General features: G+C 63.3%; 23 protein-coding genes. 13 read left to right on the forward strand and 10 right to left on the reverse strand.

Annotated features, from left to right (window positions below; translation table 11 throughout):
• Window positions 1-851, forward strand: an 851-nt coding sequence (locus DUGA2_RS27050; protein WP_070272502.1) for a tetratricopeptide repeat protein, incomplete at its 5' end; no start/stop codon positions are given.
• Between the two features lie 12 nt (window positions 852-863).
• Here DUGA2_RS27050 and DUGA2_RS27055 read toward each other — a convergent pair.
• The 3 genes from DUGA2_RS27055 to DUGA2_RS27065 form a co-directional block, all read right to left on the reverse strand.
• Window positions 864-1,853 (reverse strand): HD-GYP domain-containing protein, encoded by a 990-nt coding sequence (locus tag DUGA2_RS27055; protein ID WP_070272503.1) that lies wholly within the window; start codon window positions 1,851-1,853, stop codon window positions 864-866.
• A 16-nt stretch (window positions 1,854-1,869) separates the two neighbouring features.
• Window positions 1,870-3,060, reverse strand: a complete 1,191-nt coding sequence (locus DUGA2_RS27060; RefSeq protein ID WP_008447850.1) for a pyridoxal phosphate-dependent aminotransferase — start codon at window positions 3,058-3,060, stop codon at window positions 1,870-1,872.
• A gap of 68 nt (window positions 3,061-3,128) precedes the next feature.
• Complete coding sequence (locus DUGA2_RS27065) at window positions 3,129-3,578, reverse strand: putative toxin-antitoxin system toxin component, PIN family (protein WP_070272504.1); 450 nt, start codon at window positions 3,576-3,578, stop codon at window positions 3,129-3,131.
• Between the two features lie 35 nt (window positions 3,579-3,613).
• On the opposite strand from DUGA2_RS27065, the gene yaaA reads away from it, so the two are divergent.
• Entirely contained in the window at window positions 3,614-4,381 is a 768-nt protein-coding gene (gene yaaA, locus DUGA2_RS27070; RefSeq protein WP_070272505.1) for a peroxide stress protein YaaA, read from the forward strand.
• Between the two features lie 166 nt (window positions 4,382-4,547).
• On the opposite strand, the gene DUGA2_RS27075 is transcribed toward yaaA, so the two are convergent.
• A complete protein-coding gene (locus tag DUGA2_RS27075; RefSeq protein ID WP_070272506.1) occupies window positions 4,548-5,348 on the reverse strand; it encodes an outer membrane protein assembly factor BamD in 801 nt (266 codons plus the stop codon).
• A gap of 89 nt (window positions 5,349-5,437) precedes the next feature.
• Here DUGA2_RS27075 and DUGA2_RS27080 point away from each other — a divergent pair, with 89 nt between their 5' ends.
• Window positions 5,438-6,466, forward strand: a complete 1,029-nt coding sequence (locus tag DUGA2_RS27080) for an RluA family pseudouridine synthase (RefSeq protein ID WP_070272507.1) — start codon at window positions 5,438-5,440, stop codon at window positions 6,464-6,466.
• A complete protein-coding gene (gene pgeF / locus DUGA2_RS27085) occupies window positions 6,466-7,257 on the forward strand; it encodes a peptidoglycan editing factor PgeF (protein WP_070272508.1) in 792 nt (263 codons plus the stop codon). The genes DUGA2_RS27080 and pgeF overlap by 1 nt, the downstream gene beginning before the upstream one ends.
• A 17-nt stretch (window positions 7,258-7,274) precedes the next feature.
• Here pgeF and DUGA2_RS27090 read toward each other — a convergent pair whose 3' ends face one another.
• A complete protein-coding gene (locus DUGA2_RS27090; protein ID WP_373994846.1) occupies window positions 7,275-7,469 on the reverse strand; it encodes a hypothetical protein in 195 nt (64 codons plus the stop codon).
• Window positions 7,470-7,544: 75 nt separating this feature from the next.
• On the opposite strand from DUGA2_RS27090, the gene phaC reads away from it, so the two are divergent.
• The 8 genes from phaC to DUGA2_RS27130 all read left to right on the forward strand — a co-directional run bounded on the left by phaC (window position 7,545) and on the right by DUGA2_RS27130 (window position 18,460).
• Window positions 7,545-9,281 carry a class I poly(R)-hydroxyalkanoic acid synthase gene (gene phaC, locus DUGA2_RS27095; protein ID WP_070272510.1) on the forward strand — a complete coding sequence of 579 codons (1,737 nt, stop codon included), beginning with the start codon at window positions 7,545-7,547 and terminating at the stop codon, window positions 9,279-9,281.
• A 201-nt stretch (window positions 9,282-9,482) separates the two neighbouring features.
• Window positions 9,483-10,046, forward strand: coding sequence for a polyhydroxyalkanoate synthesis repressor PhaR (gene phaR / locus DUGA2_RS27100; RefSeq protein WP_008447858.1), 564 nt, complete (start codon window positions 9,483-9,485; stop codon window positions 10,044-10,046).
• Window positions 10,047-10,219: 173 nt separating this feature from the next.
• Window positions 10,220-11,596, forward strand: coding sequence for a GH1 family beta-glucosidase (locus tag DUGA2_RS27105; RefSeq protein ID WP_070272511.1), 1,377 nt, complete (start codon window positions 10,220-10,222; stop codon window positions 11,594-11,596).
• Window positions 11,597-11,653: 57 nt separating this feature from the next.
• Window positions 11,654-12,925, forward strand: a complete 1,272-nt coding sequence (locus DUGA2_RS27110; RefSeq protein WP_070272512.1) for an ABC transporter substrate-binding protein — start codon at window positions 11,654-11,656, stop codon at window positions 12,923-12,925.
• Between the two features lie 3 nt (window positions 12,926-12,928).
• Window positions 12,929-13,813, forward strand: coding sequence for a carbohydrate ABC transporter permease (locus tag DUGA2_RS27115; RefSeq protein ID WP_070272513.1), 885 nt, complete (start codon window positions 12,929-12,931; stop codon window positions 13,811-13,813).
• 86 nt (window positions 13,814-13,899) lie between these two features.
• Window positions 13,900-14,790, forward strand: coding sequence for a carbohydrate ABC transporter permease (locus DUGA2_RS27120; RefSeq protein ID WP_051077391.1), 891 nt, complete (start codon window positions 13,900-13,902; stop codon window positions 14,788-14,790).
• A 14-nt stretch (window positions 14,791-14,804) separates the two neighbouring features.
• Window positions 14,805-15,890 carry an ABC transporter ATP-binding protein gene (locus DUGA2_RS27125; RefSeq protein ID WP_070272514.1) on the forward strand — a complete coding sequence of 362 codons (1,086 nt, stop codon included), beginning with the start codon at window positions 14,805-14,807 and terminating at the stop codon, window positions 15,888-15,890.
• 155 nt (window positions 15,891-16,045) lie between these two features.
• Window positions 16,046-18,460: a TonB-dependent receptor gene (locus DUGA2_RS27130; protein ID WP_168167828.1), complete on the forward strand. Its 2,415-nt coding sequence runs from the start codon at window positions 16,046-16,048 to the stop codon at window positions 18,458-18,460.
• A gap of 52 nt (window positions 18,461-18,512) precedes the next feature.
• Here DUGA2_RS27130 and DUGA2_RS27135 read toward each other — a convergent pair whose 3' ends face one another.
• Window positions 18,513-19,523 carry a LacI family DNA-binding transcriptional regulator gene (locus tag DUGA2_RS27135; RefSeq protein ID WP_070272516.1) on the reverse strand — a complete coding sequence of 337 codons (1,011 nt, stop codon included), beginning with the start codon at window positions 19,521-19,523 and terminating at the stop codon, window positions 18,513-18,515.
• 139 nt (window positions 19,524-19,662) lie between these two features.
• Here DUGA2_RS27135 and rimO point away from each other — a divergent pair, with 139 nt between their 5' ends.
• Window positions 19,663-21,069, forward strand: coding sequence for a 30S ribosomal protein S12 methylthiotransferase RimO (gene rimO, locus DUGA2_RS27140; RefSeq protein ID WP_070272517.1), 1,407 nt, complete (start codon window positions 19,663-19,665; stop codon window positions 21,067-21,069).
• Between the two features lie 21 nt (window positions 21,070-21,090).
• Here rimO and DUGA2_RS27145 read toward each other — a convergent pair whose 3' ends face one another.
• From DUGA2_RS27145 to DUGA2_RS27160, 4 genes are read right to left on the reverse strand one after another with little or no spacing between them, the layout of a single operon-like run.
• Window positions 21,091-22,311 carry a radical SAM protein gene (locus DUGA2_RS27145; RefSeq protein ID WP_070272518.1) on the reverse strand — a complete coding sequence of 407 codons (1,221 nt, stop codon included), beginning with the start codon at window positions 22,309-22,311 and terminating at the stop codon, window positions 21,091-21,093.
• An 11-nt stretch (window positions 22,312-22,322) separates the two neighbouring features.
• On the reverse strand, window positions 22,323-22,826 hold the full coding sequence (locus tag DUGA2_RS27150) for a pyruvoyl-dependent arginine decarboxylase (RefSeq protein WP_070272519.1): 504 nt from the start codon (window positions 22,824-22,826) through the stop codon (window positions 22,323-22,325).
• Window positions 22,823-24,055: a radical SAM/SPASM domain-containing protein gene (locus DUGA2_RS27155; protein ID WP_070272520.1), complete on the reverse strand. Its 1,233-nt coding sequence runs from the start codon at window positions 24,053-24,055 to the stop codon at window positions 22,823-22,825. Before DUGA2_RS27155 ends, DUGA2_RS27150 begins: the two co-directional genes overlap by 4 nt.
• Before the next feature lie 16 nt (window positions 24,056-24,071).
• Window positions 24,072-24,260, reverse strand: coding sequence for a hypothetical protein (locus DUGA2_RS27160; protein WP_008447872.1), 189 nt, complete (start codon window positions 24,258-24,260; stop codon window positions 24,072-24,074).
• Window positions 24,261-24,390: the final 130 nt, after the last annotated feature.

Here is a 24,390-nt window from a genome sequence, read left to right on the forward strand (position 1 = left end):
CAGCGGTCAAGGTCGCCGTGATGCCGCCGGAGCCGGCGGCAACGCCGCAAGCGGCCACACCGGTCCCGCGCAAAGCCGCCGCCGCACATGCCGACGTACATGCCGCGGCACCTGCAGCGCCGCCGGACGTCGCCGCGCCCGCCGCCGAGGCGCCCGTCGTGGCATCCGCCGCCGCGCCGCGCGCCGCCACGGCGCCGGCCGAACGCAAGCCTGCCCGCCAGGCCGCCGCGCGCGGCAGCGACGATGCGGCCAACAACCCGGGCACGATCACGCACGACATCAACCCGAAGCAGATGGCGGAAAACACCTATCGGCGCGGGCTGGTGGCCTTGCAGGAAGGGCGCGTCAACGCCGCGCTGGCGGATTTCGACCGCGCGCTGGAAATCGATCCGCGCAACGAAGCGGCGCGCCAGACCAACATCAGCCTGCTGCTGGAACAGAAGCGCAATGAAGACGCCGTGCGCCAGCTGCGCCTGGCGCTGGGCATCGATCCGCGCCAGCCCGGCCTGGCGATGGTGCTGGCGCGCTTGCAGTTGGAGAAGGGCGGTCCCGCGCTGGAAACGCTGATGACGACCTTGCCGTACGCCGGCAACAGCGCCGAGTACCAGGCCTTCCTGGCGGGCGTGCTGCAACGCGAACAGCGCCATACCGAGGCGGCCGATCATTATCGCGAAGCGCTGCGGCTGATGCCGCAGAATGGCGTGTGGTGGATGGGGCTGGGGATTTCGCTGCAGGCCGACATGCATCTGCCGGAAGCGCGCGAAGCCTACCGTCGCGCCCGCGCGGCCAGCGGCTTGTCGCCGGAGCTGCAAGCCTTCATCGACCGCAAGATCGAATCGCTGTCGCGCTAAGCCGGCAAGGAACTACAGGCTGGCCTGCGGGCCCCAGATCTGTTTCATGCTGAAGCGGATCGAGGCCTCGTCTTCGCTGAGCACCTGCGCGATCGCGCATGCCTGATCGGCGGTGCTGCGCGGCACCGCCGGGGCCAGCGCGGCGCCAGCAGGGTCGCGCAGGCAGTGCACCTGCAAACCACCCGCGCCACCCTGACGGCGGCTGACCACGCCAATCTCCCCGCTCGCCAGGCGCACCAGCGCCCCCGGCGGGAAATCCCCCAGCTCGCGCTGGAAGCACTGCACCAGCATGGGATCGACCGGGGCCACCTTGTCGTCGATCAGATTGCGCAAGGCCTGGTCCGGCAGGATGGAGCGGCGGTAATTGCGCGCCGACACCTGCGCGCAATACCTGTCCGCCAGGCTCAGCAGCTTGGCGTTCAGCGTCACCTCCGGGCTGGCCACGCCGGCCGGATAGCCGCTGCCTTCATCGTTCTCGTGGTGCAGCAGCACGCAGGAAATCCACTCGTCATCCTGGATGCCGGCGTACTTGAGCATGTCCGCGCTTTCTTCCGGATGGCGGCGCACGATGGCGATTTCCTCGCTGCTCAGCGGCGTGTTCTTGTTCTGGAAGGTTTCGTTATGGCGCAGCATGCCCACGTTCATGGTCAGCGCGGCCGCCGTGACGGTCAGCGTTTCCTGCGGGTTCTTGTGCTGGCTGCGCGCGACCACCACCACCACCACCGCCGTCTCGATGCAGTGGCGCACGGCGTAGCTGCCGGCGATCTGGCACAGGAAGATGCAGGCCAGCGCGATGTCCGGATCGAGCTCCACCGCGTGGATCACGTCGCGCGCGATGTCGCGCAATTCGCTTTCGGCGTTGTGTTCGTTGCGCAGGTTTTGCAGCAGGCGCTCCAGCCGGCGGTTCGACTGGTTGAGCAGATGCAGCACCGACGGCGGCGGCTCTTGTTCGGCGAAGACGCCCGCTTCGAGCGGGGCGTCCGCCTGGTTGGTATCGGCCATGATTCTCGTCCCCGAATTAAACTTTGCCCAGTCGCTCCAGTGCGAGTGCCAGGGTCTCATCTTGTTTGGCAAAGCAGAAACGCACGATGCCCGATTCCTTGCCTTGCTGGTAAAACGCCGATACCGGTATCGCCGCCACCTTGATCTCGGTGGTCAGCCACTCCGCAAACTGCGCTTCCGTTTGCGTTGAAATTTTATCGTAGCGCACGCACTGGAAGTAGGTGCCGTCGGCCGGCAGCAGTTCGAAGCGCGAGCCCTTCAAGCCTGCGCGGAACAGGTCGCGCTTGCGCTGGTAGAAGGCCGGCAGTTCCAGGTAGGGCTTGGGATCGGCCATGTAGCTGGCGATGCCATGCTGCATGGGCGTGTTGACGGTGAACACGTTGTACTGGTGGACCTTGCGGAACTCCGCCATCAACGCGGCCGGCGCGGCGACATAGCCGACCTTCCAGCCGGTGACGTGGTAGGTCTTGCCGAAACTGGAGACGACGAAGGCGCGCGCCGCCAGTTCCGGGTAGCGGCACACCGACTCGTGGCGGGCGCCGTCGTAGACCATGTGTTCGTAGACTTCGTCCGACAGGATCAGCACGTCCGTGCCGCGCACGATGTCGGCCAGCGCTTCCATGTCGGCCACGCGCAGCACGCTGCCGGTCGGGTTGTGCGGAGTGTTGATGACGATCAGGCGGGTCTTGCCGTTCACGGCCGCCGCGACCCTGGACCAGGGCACGGTGTAGCCGTCGGCGCCGGCTTCCATCTGCACCAGCACCGGCACGCCGCCGGCCAGCGTAATCGCCGGCACGTAGCTGTCGTAGCTCGGCTCGATGACGACGACCTCGTCGCCCGGATGCACGCAGCACAGGATGGCGGTGGTCAGCGCCTGGGTGGCGCCGGCGGTGACGGTGATCTCGGCGTTGACGTCGTACTGGTGGCCGTACAGCGCCGCGACCTTGGCGGCGATGGCGTTGCGCAAGACCGGTGCGCCGCTCATCATCGGGTACTGGTTGAAATCGGCCTGCATGGCGTCGTTGACGGCTTGCAGCAGGCTGCGCTCGCAGGCAAAGTCGGGGAAGCCCTGGCCCAGGTTGACCGCGTTCGCTTGCGCGGCCAGCGTGGACATGCGGGTGAACACGGTGGTGCCGACGGCCGGCAGGCGGCTCGTCAGGGTGGGCGTGAATGGCGTGCTGCTCGGCAGATTATTACGGCTATTCATGGCGGCGGTGTAGTGGACAGATAGCCTATTCTAGCTCAGCGCGCCGGGTTTGGTGTGGTGAAAAAACCTTAACTTTCCGGGCTCCACGCCTCTGGCACCATGACCTTGAACATGCCGGCCTTGGCCAGGCGGCGGGCCAGTTTCAGCAGCGCCTTGTCCTTGGTGATGAGGATGGCGGCGTTGGCGTCGCGCGCCACTTCGAGGAACTTCTGGTCGTCCTTATCGGTGCAGACCGGCAGGCGGATGCCGGACTCGGGCGGGGCGACCACCTTGATCAGCTGGTCGAAACGGGCGGCGGCCAGCGGGCGGGAGTCGTCGTCCAGCGGCAGGTGCTTGTAGTGCAGCACGATGTTGTACTCGTCGCGGCAATCCGAACGGGTGATCGCTTCGACCGCGCCGCTCTCCAGCGCCGCCAGCAGGCCGGCCCAGCGCGGGTCCTTGAACACGAACAGGTCGAGGCAGACGTTGGTATCGATAACGATGCGCGTCGGTGTGAGTTTCTCTGGAACAGGTATCATGTGCTTAGTTCGTAATTATGTTTATCTGGAATCTTATGCTGATAGTGCTTTCGCCTGCAAAAAGTCTCGACCTGGAGACTCCTCCGACCACCAAGTTGCACTCCCAACCCGATTTTCTCGACCACTCAGCCCAGCTGATCGAGCGTCTGCGCGAATTCTCGCCGGCGCAGATCGGCGAGCTGATGGATTTGTCCGACAACCTGTCGGCGCTCAACGTTGCCCGCTATGCCACGTGGACCCACGACACCGCCGAAGGCCGCCAGGCCGTGATGGCCTTCAACGGCGACGTCTACGGCGGCCTCGATGCGCGCAGCCTCAAGCCGGGCCAGCTCGATTATGCGCAATCGCGCATCCGCATCCTGTCCGGCCTGTACGGCATGCTGCGGCCGCTGGACCTGATCCATCCGCACCGGCTGGAAATGGGCACCCGCCTGAGCAACCCGCGCGGCAAGGACTTGTACGCGTTCTGGGGCGAGACCATCACCCAGGCGCTGAACAAGACGGCGGCCGAGCAGGGCGCCGAGACGCTGGTCAACCTGGCGTCCGAAGAGTACTTCAAGTCGGTCAAGCCCAAGCTGCTGGACGTGCCGGTGATCACGCCGCAGTTCGAGGACTGGAAGAACGGCAAATACAAGATCATTTCGTTCTACGCCAAGCGGGCGCGCGGGCTGATGGCGCGCTACGCCGCCGTCAAGGGGGTCACCGATCCGCAGAAGCTGAAGAAATTCAACGTCGACGGCTATGCCTTCGACAAGAAAGACTCGGACGACAAGACCTGGATTTTCCGCCGCCGGGTCGAATAAACCGCCTGGGGTCAAGTCTGACATTTGGACACGAGCTCTGCCGTAAGAGCGCTTAAGGCAGAGCTCGTGTCCAAATGTCAGACTTGACCCCACTGTAAAACGGGGTAAATAATAAAAAACCGGGACCTGGGTCCCGGTTTTTGCTGGATTTCAGATGAAATTCAGCTTAATTCCACAGCTTCCACCAGTGGCGTTCGGCTTTTTTGCCTTCGTCCAGGAACTTGCTGGCAGGGTAGTTCAGCTTGAACACGCGCATGGTGTCGTCGCGCAGCTCGGTCATGCCCAGCTTGTCGTAGCTGCGTATCATGATGAACAGCGCTTCTTCGATGGCCGGCGAGTCGCGGTAATCGTTCATGATGCCCATGGCGCGGTTGGCCGCTGCCAGGTAGGCGCCGCGGCGATAGTAGTAGCGCGCCACGTGCACTTCATACGATGCCATCGCATTGATCAGATAACGCATACGATCCAGCGAATCCGGCGTATACTTGCTGTTCGGGAATTTGTCCACCAGCTGTTTGAAGGCCGCGTAAGCTTCGCGCGTGGCTTTCGGGTCGCGTTCGGTGGCATCCTGCTCGTAGATGAAGTTCAGGAAGCCGATCTGGTCGTTGAAGTTGATCAGGCCGCGCAGGTAGTACATATAATCGACGTTGGCGTGGTTCGGGTGCAGCTTGATGAAGCGCTCCACGGCTGCCAGCGCCTGGGCCTGGTCCTGCGATTTGTAGTAGGCGTAAGCGATCTGCATCTGCGCCTGCTGGGCGTAAGTGCCGAACGGATAGCTCGATTCCAGCTTCTCGTACAACTGAATTGCGCGTTCGTAGTGCTGTCCTTCCAGCTCTTCGCTCGCCTCCGAGTATAATTTCGTAGCGCTCCAACCTTTAGTCTCGTCGATTTTCTCCGAGAACAAACCGCAAGCGGACAAACTAAGCAGAACCAACGTTGCTGCGACTACTTTCAATTTTTTTTGCATATGTTTTGCAAGAAGCTGTTTAACCAAAGTTTTACAATAGGCTGATTATAGCCGATGGGAATGCTGTGATATTAACTCCAAAGCCGAATTTGGCCGAATCTTCCTCCGATCATGACTCCGACGCCGACCTGCTGGTCGAGCACGACGGCGATTTTGGCGACGACGACGGCCTGGCTCCGATCCATCTGGAACTGACCCCGGAAGTCTGCGGCGAACGCCTGGACAAGGTGATTTCCCACCTGGTGCCGCAATTCTCGCGCGGCCGCCTGCAAATGTGGATCACCGACGGCTTCGTCACCGTCGATGGCAAACCGGCCAAAAGCACCAAGGACACCGTCTATGGCGACGAGAAGATCGTCATTCTGCCCCAACCGGCGCCGGAAGACGAGGCTTTTAAACCGGAACCGATGGAACTTAACATCGTTTACGAAGATGAGCACCTGATGGTCATCAACAAGCCGGCCGGCCTGGTGGTCCATCCGGGCGCCGGCAACTGGTCCGGCACGCTGCTCAACGGCCTGCTGCACCACTGCCCGCAGCTGGCCGGCGTGCCGCGCGCCGGCATCGTCCACCGCCTGGACAAGGATACCAGCGGCCTGATGGTGGTCGGCAAGACGCTGCCGTCCCAGACCGACCTGGTGCGCCAGCTGGCCGCCCGCACCGTCAAGCGCGAGTACTATGCAGTCGTGTGGGGCATGCCGCGCATTAGCGGTACTATCGATGCGTCGATGGGCCGTCACCCGAAAGACCGCATCAAGATGGCGGTGTCGACCGGCATGGGCTCCAAGCCGGCCATCACCCACTACCAGGTGCTGGGCGGCGGCAAGCTGGGCGAAGGCCGCCCCGTGACGCTGGTGCAGTGCCGCCTGGAAACGGGCCGCACCCACCAGATCCGCGTGCACATGATGTCGATCGGTTTCCCGCTGGTCGGCGACACGACCTACGGCAAGCAGCACCTGGCCGATTATTTCCCGCGCCAGGCGCTGCAGGCGCGCCGCCTGGGCCTGGTGCATCCGGCCACCGGCGAGCAATGCGAATGGACGGTGCCGCTGGCCGATGATTTTGCCGAACTGCTGGCCCGGGCCGGCATCGAGGAAACGGAACCGGAACAGAGTTGATGTCTACACTACAGCAGCAATGGTTGGTGCCGCACTGGCCGGGCTTGCCCGACGGCGTCGGTGTACTGTCGACCACGCGGCGCGGCGGCGTCAGCCCCGTGCCGTATGACGACGGCATGGGCCAGGGCGGCCTGAACCTGGGCACCCATGTCGGCGACCAGCCGCACAATGTCGCCCGCAACCGCGAAATCCTGCGTTCCATGCTGCCGGGCGATCCGGGCTGGCTGACGCAGGTGCATGGCACGGCGGTAGTCAATCTGTCCAGGCTGGGGCCGCAGGAGGTGCCGGAAGCGGACGCCAGCCTGACGACCGCGCCGGGCAAGGTGTGCGTCATCATGACGGCCGACTGCCTGCCGGTGCTGTTCTGCGATGTCGAGGGCAAGACCGTGGCGGCGGCGCATGCCGGCTGGCGCGGGCTGGCCGCCGGCGTGCTGGAGAACACGGTGGAATCGATGCGCGCGGCCGGCGCCGGCGAGTTGATGGCCTGGATGGGCCCGGCCATCGGCGCCTACCAGTTCGAGGTCGGGCCGGAGGTGCGTGCAGCCTTCCTGAACGGCGCGCGCGACGCATCCGGCGTGCGCCACGTCGAGGCGGCGTTTTCGCCCATCGAGGGCAAGCCCGGCAAGCTCCTGGCCGATATCTACGGCCTGGCGCGCTATCTGCTGCACCGGGCCGGCGTGCAGCAGGTGCATGGCGGCGAATTCTGCACCGTCTCCAATTCCGGCCGCTTCTATTCCTACCGCCGCGACGGCGTCACCGGCCGGCAGGCAGCCCTGATCTGGATCAAATGAATCGGGCCGGCGCGGGGTTAGGCTTCGCCGTCGGTAGTGGCGGCGGCCTGGCGGGCCTCGTGCGCGGCCAATTCGGCGGCGCGGCGGCGCGCTTTGCGCTTGCCGGTGCCGGCGATGTAGATCAAAGTGCCCAGGGGCAGCACGCAGTAGAACAAAAACGTTACAATTCCCGCAACGACGGAGGGCTCGGTCAGCGCCATCAGTCCGACCACGTATATCCAAGCAATAGCAACAATCAGCATCAGCAGCCCAGGTAAAGATATTTAACTATTTTTAGGGAATCAAACATGAATTTGCCAGATCCTCAAGCCATTGCCAATGCCTGGATGTCGCAGATGAGCGACCCCGGACAGTGGCAATCCTGGTTCAACATGGCCCCCACCACGGAGGCCAACCCGCTGGCCGCCATGATGCAGGACGTGGGCGCCTCGGTGAAGCCGGAGGCCATGGAGCAGCTGAAAAACCAGTACATGCAAGATTTTGTCGAGTTGTGGCAAGAGTTTTTGTCCGGTAAAACGCCGGAAGTGGGCGACCGCCGCTTCACCTCGTCCGCCTGGCAGGGCAATCCCATGTCGTCATTCAATGCGGCATCATACCTGCTGAACGCCAAATTCCTGAATGCGATGGTCGATACGGTGGACACCTCGGGCCAGCAAAAGCAGAAGATCCGCTTTGCCGTGCAGCAGATCATCGACGCCATGTCGCCGGCCAACTTCCTGGCCACCAATCCCGAAGCGCAGCAAAAGCTGATCGAAACCAAGGGCGAGAGCCTGACCAAGGGCCTGGCCAATATGCTGGCCGACATGAACAAGGGCCATATCTCGCTGTCCGACGAATCGGCGTTCGAGGTCGGCCGCAACCTGGCCACGACCGAAGGCACGGTGGTGTATGAGAACCCGCTGTTCCAGCTGATCCAGTACACGCCGGCGACGGCCACCGTGCACCAGCGCCCGCTGCTGATGGTGCCGCCTTGCATCAACAAGTTCTACATCCTCGACCTGCAGCCGGAAAACTCGCTGGTGCGCTATGCGGTGGAGCAGGGCAACAGCGTGTTCCTGATCTCGTGGAGCAATCCGGACCAATCGCTGGCCGGCACCACCTGGGACGATTATGTCGACCAGGGCGTGATCGAAGCCATCCACGTGGTGCAGGACATCAGCGGCCAGGAGCATATGAACCTGCTGGGCTTCTGCGTCGGCGGCACGCTGGTGTCGACCGCGCTGGCGGTGCTGGCGGCGCGCGGCGAGAAGCCGGCCTCCAGCCTGACCCTGCTGACCACCTTCCTCGACTTCAGCGATACCGGCGTGCTGGACGTGTTCGTCGACGAAGCCCAGGTGGCGATGCGCGAGCAGCAGCTCAAGGGCGGCGGCCTGATGCCGGGCCGCGACCTGGCCAGCACCTTCTCCAGCCTGCGTCCGAACGACCTGGTGTGGAACTACGTGCAGTCCAACTACCTGAAGGGCAACGAACCGCCGCCGTTCGACCTGCTGTACTGGAACTCGGACAGCACCAACCTGCCGGGCCCGATGTTCTGCTGGTACCTGCGCAACACCTACCTGGAAAACAAACTGAAGACCGGCAAGCTGAAGGTGGCGGGGCAGAAGGTCGACCTGGCCAGCATCGACGCGCCGGCCTTCATCTACGGCTCGCGGGAAGACCACATCGTGCCGTGGATGTCGGCCTTCGGTTCGATGAACATCCTCAATCCGGGCAAGGTCAAGGCCAACCGTTTCATCCTGGGCGCGTCCGGCCACATCGCCGGCGTGATCAACTCGCCGGTGAAGAACAAGCGCAGCTACTGGACCAACGACAAGCCGCTGGGCCGCGCCGCCGCCAAGCCGCAGGATGCCGAGGCCTGGATGGCCGGCGCCACCGAGCACCCGGGCAGCTGGTGGCCGGAGTGGGCCGCCTTCCTGGCCGAGCACGGCGGCAAGGACGTCAAGCCCAAGGCCAAGCCGGGCAATGCCCGTTACGCGGCGATCGAGCCGGCGCCGGGCCGCTACGTGAAGGTGCGCGCCGACTAGAAGCGGTGGGGGAAAGGCGTCTTATTGTCGATCTGTAAATTTGGTTGCGTTGCAATAAAACCTAAAAGTTATATCAGATTGTGCAAGATATGCTTTTTCCCCTCTATAATAGGTAAAGTAGGCTAGTGGGAAAGCGGACCGAAGTTCGCTTTTTTTTCGAATTGTTAGAGTACGCGCTGCGGCGCAATAAGTGGACTTGTGATGAGTAGTGCGAAAAAAAATGCTGACCGTCTGATCAAAAAATACCCGAATCGCCGTCTGTACGACACGCAGACCAGTTCCTACATCACGCTGACCGACGTCAAGCAGCTGGTGCTGGACAATGAAGAATTCACCGTGGTCGACGCCAAGACCAACGAAGACCTGAGCCGCAGCATCCTGCTGCAGATCATCCTGGAAGAAGAGGCCAGCGGCGCACCGATGTTCTCCAGCGACGTGCTGGCGCAGATCATCCGCTTCTACGGCCACGCCATGCAGGGCATGATGGGCTCCTACCTGGAGAAGAACGTTCAGGCCTTCACCGACATCCAGCGCAAGTTCACCGGCACCGCCGTCGGCGGCCTGGAAGGCAAGCCCTTCAGCCCGGAAATGTGGACCCAGTTCATGAACGTGCAGGGCCCGATGATGCAGGGCATGATGAATAACTACATCGACCAGAGCAAGAGCCTGTTCGTGCAGATGCAGGAACAGATGCAAAGCCAGAGCAAGAACATCTTCGGCACTTTCCCGTTCGTTCCGGGCGTGCCGCCGACCGACAAGAAGTAATCCTTCGCGCTCCGCCACACGGCAAACGGCACAGCCACTTCGGTCGCTGTGCCGTTTTTGTAGGTAAGTTACAAAAACTCCCAGAAACCCGTTGACACCAGAATTTCTTCAGTAGTACTATCGACAACATCAGTGGAAGCGCTTCCACTTCACGATCAAACGAAGGAGTTGCTGTGGTAGTCGAAGCATCAATTGCACTGGAAGAGACGTTCTCCCCGCCGGCCGATTCGGTCCTGTGGAACAAGGATTTCCTGATGGGCGCCGCCACCGCGGCCTACCAGATCGAAGGCGCTGTCGCCGAAGACGGCCGCATCCCTTCGATCTGGGACACCTTCTCGGCCACGCCGGGCAAGACCCTGTCCGGCGACACCGGCGCCATCGCCTGCGACCACTATCACCGCTGGGAACAGGACGTCGAGCTGCTGGCCAGCCTGAACGTCGGCGCCTACCGCCTGTCGATTTCCTGGCCGCGCGTGATGACGGCCGACGGCCAGCCGAATCAAAAGGGCATCGCCTTCTACCGCAAGCTGCTGACGGCGCTGCGCGCCAAGGGCCTGAAAACCTTCGTCACGCTGTACCACTGGGATCTGCCGCAGCACCTGGAAGACAAGGGCGGCTGGGTCAACCGCGACACCGCCTACCGTTTCGCCGAATACGCCGACATGATCAGCCGCGAGCTGGCCGGCCTGGTCGATTCCTGGGCCACGCTGAACGAGCCCTGGTGCTCGGCCATGCACGGCTACGGCACCGGCCACCACGCGCCGGGCAAGCAGGACGTGGTGTTCGCCACCCTGGCCATGCACCACCTGCTGCTGGGCCACGGCCTGGCGGTGGCGCACCTGCGCGCCAATGATCCGGCGGCGCAAGTGGGCATCGTCACCAACGTCGGCCGCGGCACCAGCACCGGCACCGGCGACGCCGACCAGCGCGCCGCCTGGCTGTTCGAGCTGCAGCACAATAACTGGATCCTCGATCCGCTGCTGAAGAAGTCCTATCCGTCGGCGCTGTGGGAGCTGTGGCCGGGCGCGCAGCCGGCGATACTGGACGGCGACATGGAGATCATCGGCCGCCAGCTCGATTTCCTGGGCATCAATTACTACTTCCGCACCAATGTGGTCAGCGACGGCAAGCACGGTTACATCGAAGTGGACCTGGAAAACGTCGAGCGCACCCAGATGGGATGGGAGGTGTACCCGGACGGCCTGCGCCACCTGCTGGTCGGCTTCCACCGCGACTACCCGAACCTGCCGCCGATCTACATCACCGAGAACGGCACCGCCTCGGACGACAAGGTCGTCGACAATGAAGTAAACGATAAAAACCGTATCTCCTTTTTGAACCGCCATTTGGCTGCGGTGGATCAAGCGGTGAAGGCGGGCGTCGATGTGCGGGGCTACTTTATCTGGTCGCTGATGGACAATTTCGAATGGGCCTTCGGTTATGTGCGCCGTTTCGGTATCATCCATGTGGATTATGCGACCCAGAAGCGCACCTTGAAGCGCAGCGCCAGGCTGGTTGCGGACTTCCTCGCTAAACGGGACGCCAAATAATTGAACTTCCCGCAGGCATCCGAATAAAATGGGCGCTCGACGCCCACAGGAGACAGAATGATTAAGGCTACAAAGCTGGGAAGCGCCATCGCGCTCGCCCTGGCGGCATGCGCGGGCTGGTCCACGACCGCGCGGGCGCAGGCGCCGGCGCCCGCATCGGCGCCGCTGAAGGCGACCGTGATCCATTGGTGGACCTCGGGCGGCGAATCGCAGGCGGTCAAGCAGTTTGCTGACGCCTATAACAAGGCCGGCGGCCAGTGGGTCGACAACGCCATCGCCGGCGCCGACCAGTCGCGCGCCACCACCATCAATCGCATCGTAGGCGGCAATGCGCCGACGGCCGCGCAGTTCAACACCTCCAAGCAGTTCCGCGATTTCGTCGAACAGGGCTTGCTCAATAACGTCGACGATGTCGCCGCCGCCGGCAAGTGGGACCAGATCATGCCGCCATCGATACTGGCGGCGATCAAGATCAACGGCCATTTCTACGCCGCGCCGGTGGACATCCACATGCCGGCCTGGTTCTTCTATTCGAAGGCCGCGTATAAAAAAGCCGGCATCGCCAACGAGCCGCAGACCTGGGACGAGTTCCTGGCGCAGCTGGCCAAGCTCAAGGCCGCAGGCCTGGTGCCGCTGGCCTTCGGTGGCCAGGTGTGGCAGGAGAAGATCACCTTCGACGCCATTTTCGCGATGGTGGGCGGCTCCGACCTGTACCTCAAGGTGTATCGCGACCGCGACCAGAAAGCCGTGATGTCGCCGGCCTTCAAGCAGGTGCTGGTGGACTTCAAGAAGCTGAAAGCCTTTGTGGATGCCGGCTCGCCGGGCCGCAACTGGAACGACGCGACGGCCATGGTCGTCAGCGGCAAGGCCGGCGTGCAGATCATGGGCGACTGGGCCAAGGGCGAGTTCTCGTCGGCCAAGCAGGTGGCGGGCAAGGACTTCGGCTGCTTCCCGGGCTTCGGCCCGAAGGCGCCGTACATCGTCGCCGGCGATGCTTTCGTGTTCCCGAAAACCACGGACGCCAACGCCGTCAAGGCGCAGAAGCTGCTGGCGACGGTGGTGACATCGCCGGCCGCGCAGGTGGCCTTCAACTCGCGCAAGGGCGCGATCCCGATACGCGGCGACGTCGATGAGTCGACGCTGGACATCTGCGCCAAGCAGGGCCTGGCCATCATCAAGGACAAGAGCCGCCAGCTGCCGAACGCCGAGATGCTGGCGTCGCCCGACACCACCGGCGCCCTGCAGGACGTGCTGACCAGCTACTGGAACAAGAACCAGTCGCCGGAAGACGCGCAAAAAGCCTTTGCCCGCGCGCTGAAGGACCAATAAGCCATGGCCAAGAAGCGTCAAAGCGTTTCCTTCGCCGCCTACGTCGCCTTGATACCGATGGCGCTGACGGTGCTGCTGGCCTATCTGGGCACGATGTTGTGGACCGCCCGCGTATCGGTCAGCAGCTCGCGTACTTTCCCGGCCAGCGATTTTGTCGGCGCATCGCAGTACATCCGCCTGTTTAACAACGAGCGCTGGCTGCTGTCGCTGCAAAACGTCGCCGTGTACGGCGTGCTGTTCATCGCCGCCTGCCTGGTCATCGGCTTCCTGCTGGCCGTGTTCATCGACCAGAAGGTGATGGCCGAAGGCGCGCTGCGCACCATCTTCCTGTATCCGTATGCGATGTCGTTCGTGGCCACGGGCCTGATCTGGCAGTGGATACTCAATCCCGAACTGGGCATCCAGGAAGTACTGCACAAGCTGGGCTTTGCCGAGGCCAAGTTCGACTGGATCGTCGACCAGGACATGGCGATCTACACCATCGTCATCGCCACCGTTTGGCAGGCTTCCGGGCTGGTGATGGCGCTGATGCTGTCCGGCCTGCGCGGCGTGGACGAGGAATTGTGGAAGGCCGCCCGCATCGACGGCATCCCGCGCTGGCGCGTCTACGTCAGCATCGTGCTGCCGATGCTCGGGCCTTCCGTCTCCACCGCCTTCGTGCTGCTGTTTGTGATGGTGGTGAAGGTGTTCGATTCGGTGGTCGGGATGACGCAGGGCGGCCCGGGCACGGCCAGCGAAGTGCCGGCAAAGTTCATCATGGATTACCTGTTCGGCCGCGCCAACATCGGCCTCGCGTCGGCGGCGTCCATCGTGCTGCTGACGACCGTGCTGGCCATCGTCGCGCCGCTGTACTATGTGCGCAACCGCCGCGCAGCGAAGGGGGCGTGATGGGACAGGTCGTCAAACTCGAAAAGGCAGCAGTGGACAATAAAGCAGCAGGGCTGGCGCCGGGCGGCGCGGCCAACGACAGTTCCATCGCCGTGGCGCCGCCGGCCATCAAACCGCGCCGCACGCTGGCGTGGACCCCGGCCCGCATCGGCGTCTACGGCTTCCTGATTGTGGCGGCGCTGTTCTTCCTGCTGCCGCTGTACGTGATGCTGGTGACGTCGGTCAAGCCGATGGAGGAGATCCGCCTCGGCACGCTGTTCGCGCTGCCGGTGCACGCGACGCTGGAGCCGTGGCTGCAAGCGTGGCAGTCCGCGTGCACCGGGCTTGAATGCAACGGCATACGCGGCGGTTTCTGGAACTCGGTCGCCATCGTCGTGCCGAGCACCATCCTGTCGATCGCCATCGGCGCGGTCAACGGCTATGCGCTGTCGTTCTGGCGTCCACGCGGCGCCGGGCTGTTGTTCGCCATCCTGATGATGGGCGCCTTCATTCCGGTGCAGGTGATGGTGTATCCGCTGGTGCGCGTGCTGGCGGCGGTGAACCTGTTCAGCTCATTGCCAGGCATTGTGCTGATCCACACCATCTTCGGCATGCCGGTGATGACGCTCCTGTTCCGCAACTACTACGCGGCGCTGCCGATGGAGCTGTTCAAGGCGGCCCGCATCGACGGCGGCGGTTTCTGGCGCATCTTCCTGCAGCTGATGCTGCCGATGTCGACGCCGGTGATCGTGGTCGCGGTCATCATGCAGGTCACGGGCATCTGGAACGACTTCCTGCTTGGCCTGGTGTTCGCGGGTTCCGAGCATCTGCCGATGACGGTCCAGCTGAACAACATCATCAACACCACCACCGGCGAGCGCCTGTACAACGTCAACATGGCCGCGACCATCCTGACGTCGGTCGTACCGCTGGCTCTCTATTTCATTTCCGGCCGCTGGTTCGTGCGCGGCATCGCCTCTGGCGCGGTTAAAGGTTAACTTGGGGTTAAACAATGTCTAACGTAGCTATTCGTAATCTGCAGATTCAGCTGGGCGGCAACAAGGTCATCGAGTCGCTGAACCTGGACGTGAAAGCAGGGGAGTTCGTGGTGCTGCTGGGCCCTTCGGGCTGCGGCAAATCGACGCTGCTGCATTCCATCGCCGGCTTGATCGACACCACTTCCGGCCAGATCGAAATCGGCGGCAAGGACATGACCTGGGCCGACCCGAAGGACCGCGGCATCGCGCTGGTGTTCCAGTCGTATGCGCTGTATCCGACGATGAATGTGGAAGCCAATATGTCCTTCGGCCTGCGCATCAACGGCACGCCGAAAGCGGAAATCGCCCGCCGCGTCTCGCGCGCTTCGGACATGCTGCAACTGGGCCCGCTGTTGAAGCGCAAACCTGCCAACCTGTCCGGCGGCCAGCGCCAGCGCGTGGCGATCGGCCGCGCCATTGTGCGCGAGGCGGACGTGATGCTGTTCGACGAGCCGCTGTCCAACCTGGACGCCAAGCTGCGCACCGAACTGCGGCGCGAATTGAAACAGCTGCACAAGCAGCTCGGCGCCACCATGATCTACGTGACCCACGACCAGGTCGAGGCGATGACGCTGGCGCAGCGCATGGCGGTGATGAAGGGCGGCGTGGTGCAGCAGTTCGACACGCCGGCCAATATCTACAACGAGCCGGCCAACCTGTTCGTCGCCACCTTCCTCGGCTCGCCGGGCATGAACCTGTTCAAGGGCTGGCTGGAACAGGAGGGCGGCCGCACGCTGTTCCGCAACGATCACATGTCCGTCGACGTGACGGGCTATCCATTCAAGCAGCAGCCGTCCGGCAAGCACGAATGCGTGTTGGGCGTGCGGCCTGAAGACATCGACGTCGGCAATTGCGACGGCGCCGATAACGTGGTGTGCGCATCGGTCTCGCTGGTCGAGGCCATGGGCGCGCATCGCGTGTTGTGGCTGGACTTCCACGGCACCCAGATCGCGGGCATCGTGCAGGACCAGCAGAACATCGAAACCGAGAAGGACATCAGCTTCTCGATACGTACCAAGCGCATTTCTCTTTTTGACGGGGCCAGCGAACAGCGGCTCTAACACCGTAGCAGTAGTTGTGCTGTAAGACCGGGCCGCCACGGCATGGCCCGCCGCGTCGGCGCGTCTTGCGGTGGTACCGGTTCCACACGTGCATAAGCCGTCACACAGAACGGGGCACGCAAACTAAACTGATGGAAGAAGCGAGGACAGACAAAATGAAGAAAACGATTTTAGCCTTGAGCATCGCGCAGATCGCGCAGTTCGCATTTGCCGGCGGCGCCATGGCGCAGCAGCAGGCGGCCCAGGCGGGCGGCGACATGGAGAAGATCATCGTCACGGCGACCCGCCGCGACACGCTGGTGCAGGACACGCCGCTGGCGATCACCGCCTACACGCAGGACACGCTGGCCAACAACCAGGTCAAGGACCTGGCGACGATGACCGCCATGGTGCCCAGCCTGGTGGTGGAGCCGCACAGCGATTCGGGCGGCGTGCACGTGTACATGCGCGGCGTCGGTTCGGCCAACCACACCGAGTTAGGCGACCCGGCGGTGGCATTCTATGTCGACGGCATCTACGTGCCTCGCCCCCAGGGCGCGACGGCGCTGATGTATGACCTGAACCACGTCGAAGTCGCGCGCGGTCCGCAGGGCACGCTGAACGGTCGTAACTCCACCGCCGGCGCGGTCAACCTGGTTTCCGGCGCGCCCAGCACCGCCAAGACCTTCGGCTCCGCCAGCATCACGCTGGGCGACTACCACCACATCCAGACGCAGGGGATGATCAACATTCCGCTGAGCGAAGACATCGCGCTGCGCATCGCCGCCATCAAGGACCAGCATGACGGCTACGTCGACTTCCTCAAAGGCTCGAACGTCCAGCCGGGCACCAAGAAGTACGGCGCCGGCGACCAGCAGGGCGCGCGGGCTTCGCTGCTGTGGAAGTTCACGCCCGACCTGAAGGCCACCTTCATCGCCGACTACTACAGCGATACCGGCGCGGGCAACATCTACCTGGCGGCCGAACCGAAGCCGGGCCAGAACCTGCGCTCGGCGCTGATCGACACGCCGGGTACGCTGGACCAGTCTATCATCACCGCCAAGAGCAAGGTCGAATGGCGTCCGATGGATGGCCTGGCGACGCAGTACCTGGGTTCGTGGAGCCGCCTGAAACGCACCAACGGCAGCGATGCCGACGCCGGTTTCTACCCGGGCTTCAAGGCCGAGAACCGCACAGAGTGGAGCCAGTTCGACAGCGTCTCCAACGAAGTGCAACTGCGTTCGGACTCCGAATCGCCGCTGCAATGGGTGGGCGGCCTGTTCTTCTTCCGCGAGAAAAACAAGATCCGCTTCGACATCGACCGCAGCCAGATTTCGCAGGCGATGCTGGACCAGGATATCGCCAGCGGCAGCGTGATCTTCGTGCAGCCTACCGTGGGCCAGTATGCGTCGGCGATGTCCTTCATCCAGGGCGACCGCGAGCTGCATTCGAAAGCCGTGTTCGCGCAGGCCAGCTACGACATCGATCCAATGTGGAAGGTGACGGGCGGCGCCCGCTACACCAAGGACCACAAGTTCGACATCGGCGGCCAGAACTGGGCCTGCCCGAACTGGCCGGACAACGCGCCGCGCGGCACCGTCAACCTGACGCCTAGCCAGATCGCGCAGCTGGTCACGCCGGGCGTGGGCACCATCAACACCCACAACATCGGCCCTGGCGGCGTGGTGAACCAGCAGACCTGCGGCAATACCTATGGCGACAACACGGCAGACCTGAAATACGGCCAGTCCACCTGGCTGGGACGTGTCGAGTACAAGCCGACCAAGGACATCCTAACCTTCGCTTCGGTGACGACCGGTTTCCACTCGCCGGCCATCGGCGACGGCGGCGCCACCACCAAGCCGGAGAAGCTGACCAGCTATGAAGTCGGCTTCAAGTCGGACCTGTTCGACCGCAAGCTGTCGCTGAACCTGGACGCGTTCTGGATGAAGTACAAGGACAAGCTGGAATCGCAGGTGGTGAACAACACGCTGCAGAACTTCAACGCGGCCGGCGCTTCGGTGAAAGGTGTCGAGGCTGAGTGGAGTTATCGTCCGACCAGCGCCGACCGCTTCAGCGGCAACGCCACCTGGCTGAAGGCGCGCTATGACGACTTCCTGTCCTGCGATGTCGACGCGGCGCGCGCCAACAACCAGTCCTGCGGCACCACCGCGCCGACCGTCAACGTTGGCGGCGCCACGCTGAAGCATGCGCCGACGTTTGCCGCGACGCTGATGTATGAGCATGATTTCGACACCGGCAAGGGCCGCATCACGCCGCGCGCTTCGGCGCACTACGAGTCGGAATCGTTCGTCGGATCGGGCGCGTTCAATACCGACGTGCCGGGCCATCCGGGCGTGAAGCAGCAGAAGGCTTACACCACGCTGGACCTGAGCGTGCGCTATGAGCCGCTGAACAAGGCTTACACGGCGGAGCTGTTCGTCAACAACGCGACCGACAAGGCAGTGAAGTACGACGCCATCGAAATCTGCACGCAGACCGGCGCTCCATGCCAGCCGACGCAGCAGATCTGGGCCGCGTACTACAACAACCCGCGCACCTTCGGTGGCCGGGTGTCGATGAAGTTCTGATCCAGGGAAGTGACTAGTGGTTTTGGGCCGGCAGCGATGCCGGCCTTTTTTTTTACGACTTGCGCGCAGCAACCGAGCCGCGCATCGTCACCGTGACCGGGAAGTCGCGGACGATTTCGTGCTGCGTGCCGTAGCACTGGTTGAGCAGCCAGCGCACGGCGTTCTGCGTCAGCTGCTGCATCGGGATGTGCACCGACGTCAGGCCTGGCGACGAGAACTCGGCCGAGTAGTCGTCGTCGTAGCCGACGATGGAGACGTCGCCCGGCACGCTGATGCCGGCGCGGTGGAAGCACGACAGCGCGCCGACCGCCATCTCATCGTTGGCGCAAAACAGGCCGGTGAACTTGTGGCCGTCGCCGATCAGCCGCTGCGTGGCGCCGAAGCCGCCTTCGCGCGAGAAGTCCGATTCGATCAGCTGCACCGTCGAACGCGCAATGCCGTTGCGCTGCAGCTCGGCGAAGAAGCCGTCCAGGCGCTCCTTGTTGTCCGACGTCGCGGACGGGCCGGAGATCACCGCCAGTTCGCGGTGGCCCGCCTGCAGCAAGGTCTGCGCCGCCAGTTCGCCGCCGTGATAGTGGTCGGGGCAGAACGACGCCTCCGGCAGCTGCGGGCTGCGGCGGTTGAGGAAGGCCATCTTCGGATGCATTTTCTGCAGCGAGATCAGATCCTCGTCGTACAGGTCGTGGCCCAGCACGACGATGCCGTCGCAATCGCGGCCGATCAGGAACTTGACCGCTTCGATCGCCTCGTCGCGCGGCGTGCCGTCGCCGCAGCCGGTGGCCACGACCACATGGCGGCGCATGGCGCGCAGTTCGATGTCGGTCTGCTTGAGGATGGTGCCGTAGTAGGCGCCGAAGAACGAGGGGGCGAAGATCCCTATCATGCCCAGCGACTGCGCGGACAGCGAGCGGCCGATGGAGGAGGGGCGGAAGTTGAGTTGCTCAATCGCGGCCTGGACTTTTTTCATCGCCTCGGCCGATACCGGACCGGCGCCGGAAATGGCGCGCGATGCTGTCGACATGCCTACACCGGCGAGCAATGCGACGTCTTTCAGCGTTGCCACTAATTCTCCTGAACTGGGTGATGCGGCGCGCGCGGATGCGGCCACTGGGTTAGCCTCTATCCTAACATGATCTCCCTATGGGGAATGGGGTATAATGCTCGATTGCTCGTAATTTTCATGGCGTTTAAAGCAACCTATCATGCAATCGCAACCACTCTCCCGCATCACCAAGCCCGCCGCCGCAAGCACCACCGTGACGGGTGCCGCCCCGAAGGTCGGCTTCGTCTCGCTCGGCTGCCCTAAGGCGCTGGTCGACTCCGAACAGATCCTGACCCAGCTGCGTGCCGAAGGCTACGAGACGGCCAAGTCCTACGACGGCGCCGATCTGGTCATCGTCAACACCTGCGGCTTCATCGACGCCGCGGTGCAGGAATCGCTGGACGCCATCGGCGAAGCGCTGGCCGAAAACGGCAAGGTGATCGTGACTGGCTGCCTGGGCGCGAAAAAAGACGCCGCCGGCGACGACATCATCATGAAGGTGCACCCGAAGGTGCTGGCCGTCACCGGCCCGCACGCGCTGGCCGAAGTGATGGACTCGGTCCACCTGCACCTGCCGAAGCCGCACGAGCCTTTCCTCGACCTGATACCGGCGCAGGGCATCAAGCTGACGCCCAAGCACTACGCCTACCTGAAAATCTCCGAGGGCTGCAACCACCGCTGCTCGTTCTGCATCATCCCGTCGATGCGCGGCGACCTGGTCTCCCGTCCTATCGGTGAGCTGATGCTGGAAGCGGAGAACCTGTTCAAGTCCGGCGTCAAGGAGCTGCTGGTGATCTCGCAGGACACCTCGGCCTACGGCGTGGACGTCAAGTTCCGCACCGGCTTCTGGAACGGCCGTCCGATCAAGACCCACATGACGCAGCTGATGGAAGCGCTGGGCGAGCTGGCCAAGTCCTACGGCGCCTGGGTGCGCATGCACTACGTGTATCCATACCCGCACGTCGACCAGGTGATCCCGATGATGGGCGAGCACATTCTGCCTTACCTCGACATCCCGATGCAGCACGCGCATCCCGATGTGCTGAAGCGCATGAAGCGTCCGGCCAGCGGCGAGAAGAACCTGGACCGCATCCTGGCCTGGCGCGCGATGAATCCGAACCTGACCATCCGTTCGACCTTCATCGCCGGCTTCCCCGGCGAGACCGAGGCGGAATTCGAATACCTGCTGGACTTCCTGAAGGAAGCGCAGATCGACCGTCTGGGCTGCTTCGCCTACTCGCCGGTCGAAGGCGCGACCGCCAACGAGCTGGCCAATCCGGTGCCGGAAGAAGTGCGCGAAGAGCGTCGCGGCCGCGTGATGCTGCTGCAGGAAGAGATCTCGAAAGCGCGCCTGAAGGCCAAGGTCGGCAAGACCGTGCGCGTGCTGATCGATGAAGTCAACCGCACCGGCGGCGTCGGCCGCTCCAGCGCCGATGCGCCGGAAATCGACGGCGTGGTGTACGTCAAGCCGCCGTACGAGCCGCACAAGAAGCTGGCTGTCGGCCAGTTCGTCGACGTGAAGATCACCACGTCCGACGCCCACGACCTGTGGGGCGAGGCGCAGTAAGCCTGTTGCTGTTGTGCCGGGCTAATGCGCCGGGGCGATCGCAATCGATCGCTTCGCCAGCATTTCCGGCGCAAAGCAGCCATCGCGGTAAGTGCCGTCCAGGCGCTTGCGCTGCAAGTCCTCGATAACTTCGTCGTAAAACTCAAGCTTGTACGTTGGCTGCCCGCCGTCGGCCGGCGTAGCGCGTAGCAGTTTGCCGACGACGGGCTGGAAAGCGTCGACGCAGGCGGCTATCGATCCGATGTGCTCGATACTGCCGAAGTCTCCGGACGCGATGGTTTGCGGCGGATCGGGAACGATGGCGAACAACTGCTGGCCGGCGCGGCACCATCCCACATGCGTTGGGAAGCCCATGGCCTCTATGCCGCTGCTGCCGAAATCCTCATCCACGCCGAGCTGAAAATCCAGCGGGACATTTTCATGTACCCATTTCAGGTCGCGATACCATTGTGCTCGTTCCGCTGTCGTCAGCGGCAGCTGCGGCAGCCTGCCTCCATGATCGTGGAAGGCGTTGAAGCGCAGTACTGAAATCCCCAGCCTCGCAAAGTAGGCGGTGTAGCGCAGCAGGTGCTCCCTGGTGTGGTTATGCTTGCCGATCGTCACACCGATATTGATGTCCAGCGGTGCCGCCGGCTGCGCCTCGCTGTTGAACGAGTGGATGCGCGCAATGACACGCTCGCAGTCTCGCCCCGCGAACACACCCTTGATCGGATAGTCTTCCTGCGGCAACAGCTTCAGATCGCTGTCCAGTATGCCGTGAAAGGTGATAGTGACATTGCCGAAGCCGTTTTCTACGCCGCTCCACAAATACTCCTTCCATTGCGCATCGAGCAGGGGCGCGCCGCTGGTCCACATATCGCCGCGCTCCATGGTCTTGGTTGGCCTGCGGTTTTCTTCCTGGTGAAAATCCCGGTTGTGCGTATCGCCGAACAGGCGCAGGAACATGCCATCCCTGCCGAAGCTGTCGGAAATCATGGGGAAGACGCGGTAGCCCTGTGCGGCCAGGCAGTCCATGATGCGGCGGCCTTCGACCAGGTCGATGGAGCGGTTGGCGGCCGCCGGCTGGTTGATGTAGAAGCAGTGCGCGCACGCCTGGCGGCAGGTTTTCCGGCCGACGGTGGTGTCGAGTTGCAGATAGAGGCTGATGTCCCCGGGCCGCAGCGAACGAAACGGCACGTCGAGCGGAATGTCGCCATGGTCATCGTATGCGATCGGTTGATTGCGGAAATGCGCGATGGACATGTGGCGTCCTTTCACCAGTCTTCTTGCTGGAACACGGCAACGGCCAGCACGCAGCAAGGCTTGCATGCCGTGGCAGAGATGGTCGCCTTGCCCCGCGTTGCCGGCACTGCGGCGCGGCGCTGGCACAAGTCGGCGATGGATAGCTCGATGTCGCGTTCGACTGCCTGCAAGGCGCTGGCGGCATCTGCCGCTGTCCCGTGATGCTCCACGAATACGCCGCCGCCATGGTCGAAGATGGCCCAGCCTATGCCTGCCGCCAGGCCGGTGTCGCGCTGTCCGCTGGACGACGCTGCCGCCTGTACCACGTAGAGGCGGTTGCCCCATGTACGGCGCAGGTCCGGCTCCGACTGTGGCGCCGGCTCCCATCCGGGCGGGATCACGCTGGAGAGCGCGATCACGTTGAAATTGCCGATGCCGGTTTTCCAGAGCGCGTCGTCGTAGGCGGACAGCTCCGTCTGTCCGTGGCCGATGCCGGTGATGACGGGGATGATCCGCCTCGTGCCACCGCCGCTCATGTCGACCCCGGTGCGCCGGGGAACTCGGTCTGCAGCAGTTCGGTGCGTCGCTTGAGGCTGGCCTTGACGAAGGGCGTGGAGCCGCAGCCGAGCGGGTCGCCGGTATAGCGTTCGGCCATCACGGCGCAGCGTGACGTGCAGTAGTAGGGGTCGCGCGACAGCTCGCAGTTGGGGCACTCCTTGAATTTGTCGTAAGTGAACTGACGGATATCCTTGAACGAATCCCGCCACAGTTCCTGGAACGTATGCTCGCGCAGGCTGCCGGCGCGGAACTTGTCGTTCGACGCGCAAATCGAGCATGGATACAGAGAGCCGTCGCTCATCAGGTAGGCCATCGCCACGCCGCAGAATTCGCGACCGGTGGCCTTGGCGATGTTATGGCACTCGTCCAGGAACTTGGCCACGCACAGCCCGACGGTATCGTTCATGACCTGGTCGTGGAGCTTGTCGGCGATATACAGCCGAGCCGTTTCCTCGACGATGTCCGTCTGCGGTTGATACTGCGGGAAAAACCTGCCGCGCCCGATAGGGCTCATCGGCGTCGATCCGAAGAAGCATTGGTGCTCGCGGGCGAAGTCCAGCAGCGTCTGCAACTCATGCACATTGCCTGCCGTCTGCGTCGACATGATCGCGGTTGGGATGCCGTTCCGGCGCAGCAGCAGTATGCGTTCGCGCACGTCGTCCCATGTGGAGCGGATGCGCAATTCCTTGTGCTTGGCTGTGCCGTCCACGCTGACGCTGACCACGCATTCCTTGCGCGGCAGGCGGTCGATCAGGTCTTGCGTGATATAGGCGCCGTTGGTCGCGATGGAGATGACGAAGCCAAGCTGGTGGGCGTGGTTGACGATGGCCAGGAAATCCGGATGCATCATCGGCTCGCCGCCAACCAGCACCAGGGCAAACACGCCGGCCGCCTTCATCTGTTCGAGGGCGTCGAAGATCTCGGGTGTCGAGAGTTCCTGCTCCCGCGGCTTGCCGGCCTCGATATAGCAGTGCCTGCAAGTCAGGTTGCAGGCGCGGGTGATCTCGAACCAGACGATGAGCGGCGCGCTCAGGTGAAACTCGTCCCTGACCGGAACGGATGGCAGGCGGTACGGCTCCAGCGCCTCCCGCGTCGTACCATGCAACAGCGCGCCTGCGACTGCATGGTTGTACAGGCCGATCTCGCCGGTACCGAACGCCAGGATGAAACCGAAGTCTTCCTGACGAATGCGGACGTCCGGGACCATGCTCGCCTCGCTGCGCTCAGATGGCGTTGCCGACCAATACGGCAACGGGGGCGACGGCCTTCACCGAAACATCCCCTTCGAACAGCAGGTCGATATCCAGCTTGACGCGTCCGCTGCTGGCGATAAAGTGCGTGAGTTCCTTGCGTTGTTCCTCGGTGAGATTCAGTTTCAACTCTTGATCCTGGCATGCGGTCGGCTGCGACATGGCGTTCTCCTTGAACGGTTGGTGGTGGGGGACATGAGTACTAACTTAACGATCGACGCCAATTGACGTTTGAGCTTTGTCAAAGGTGTGGGGCTGCGCCAGGCCGGCCGTGCAATGCGTTTATAATCAA

It is taken from the genome of Duganella sp. HH101, assembly GCF_001758795.1.
Classification (GTDB): Bacteria; Pseudomonadota; Gammaproteobacteria; order Burkholderiales; family Burkholderiaceae_D; genus Rugamonas; species Rugamonas rivuli.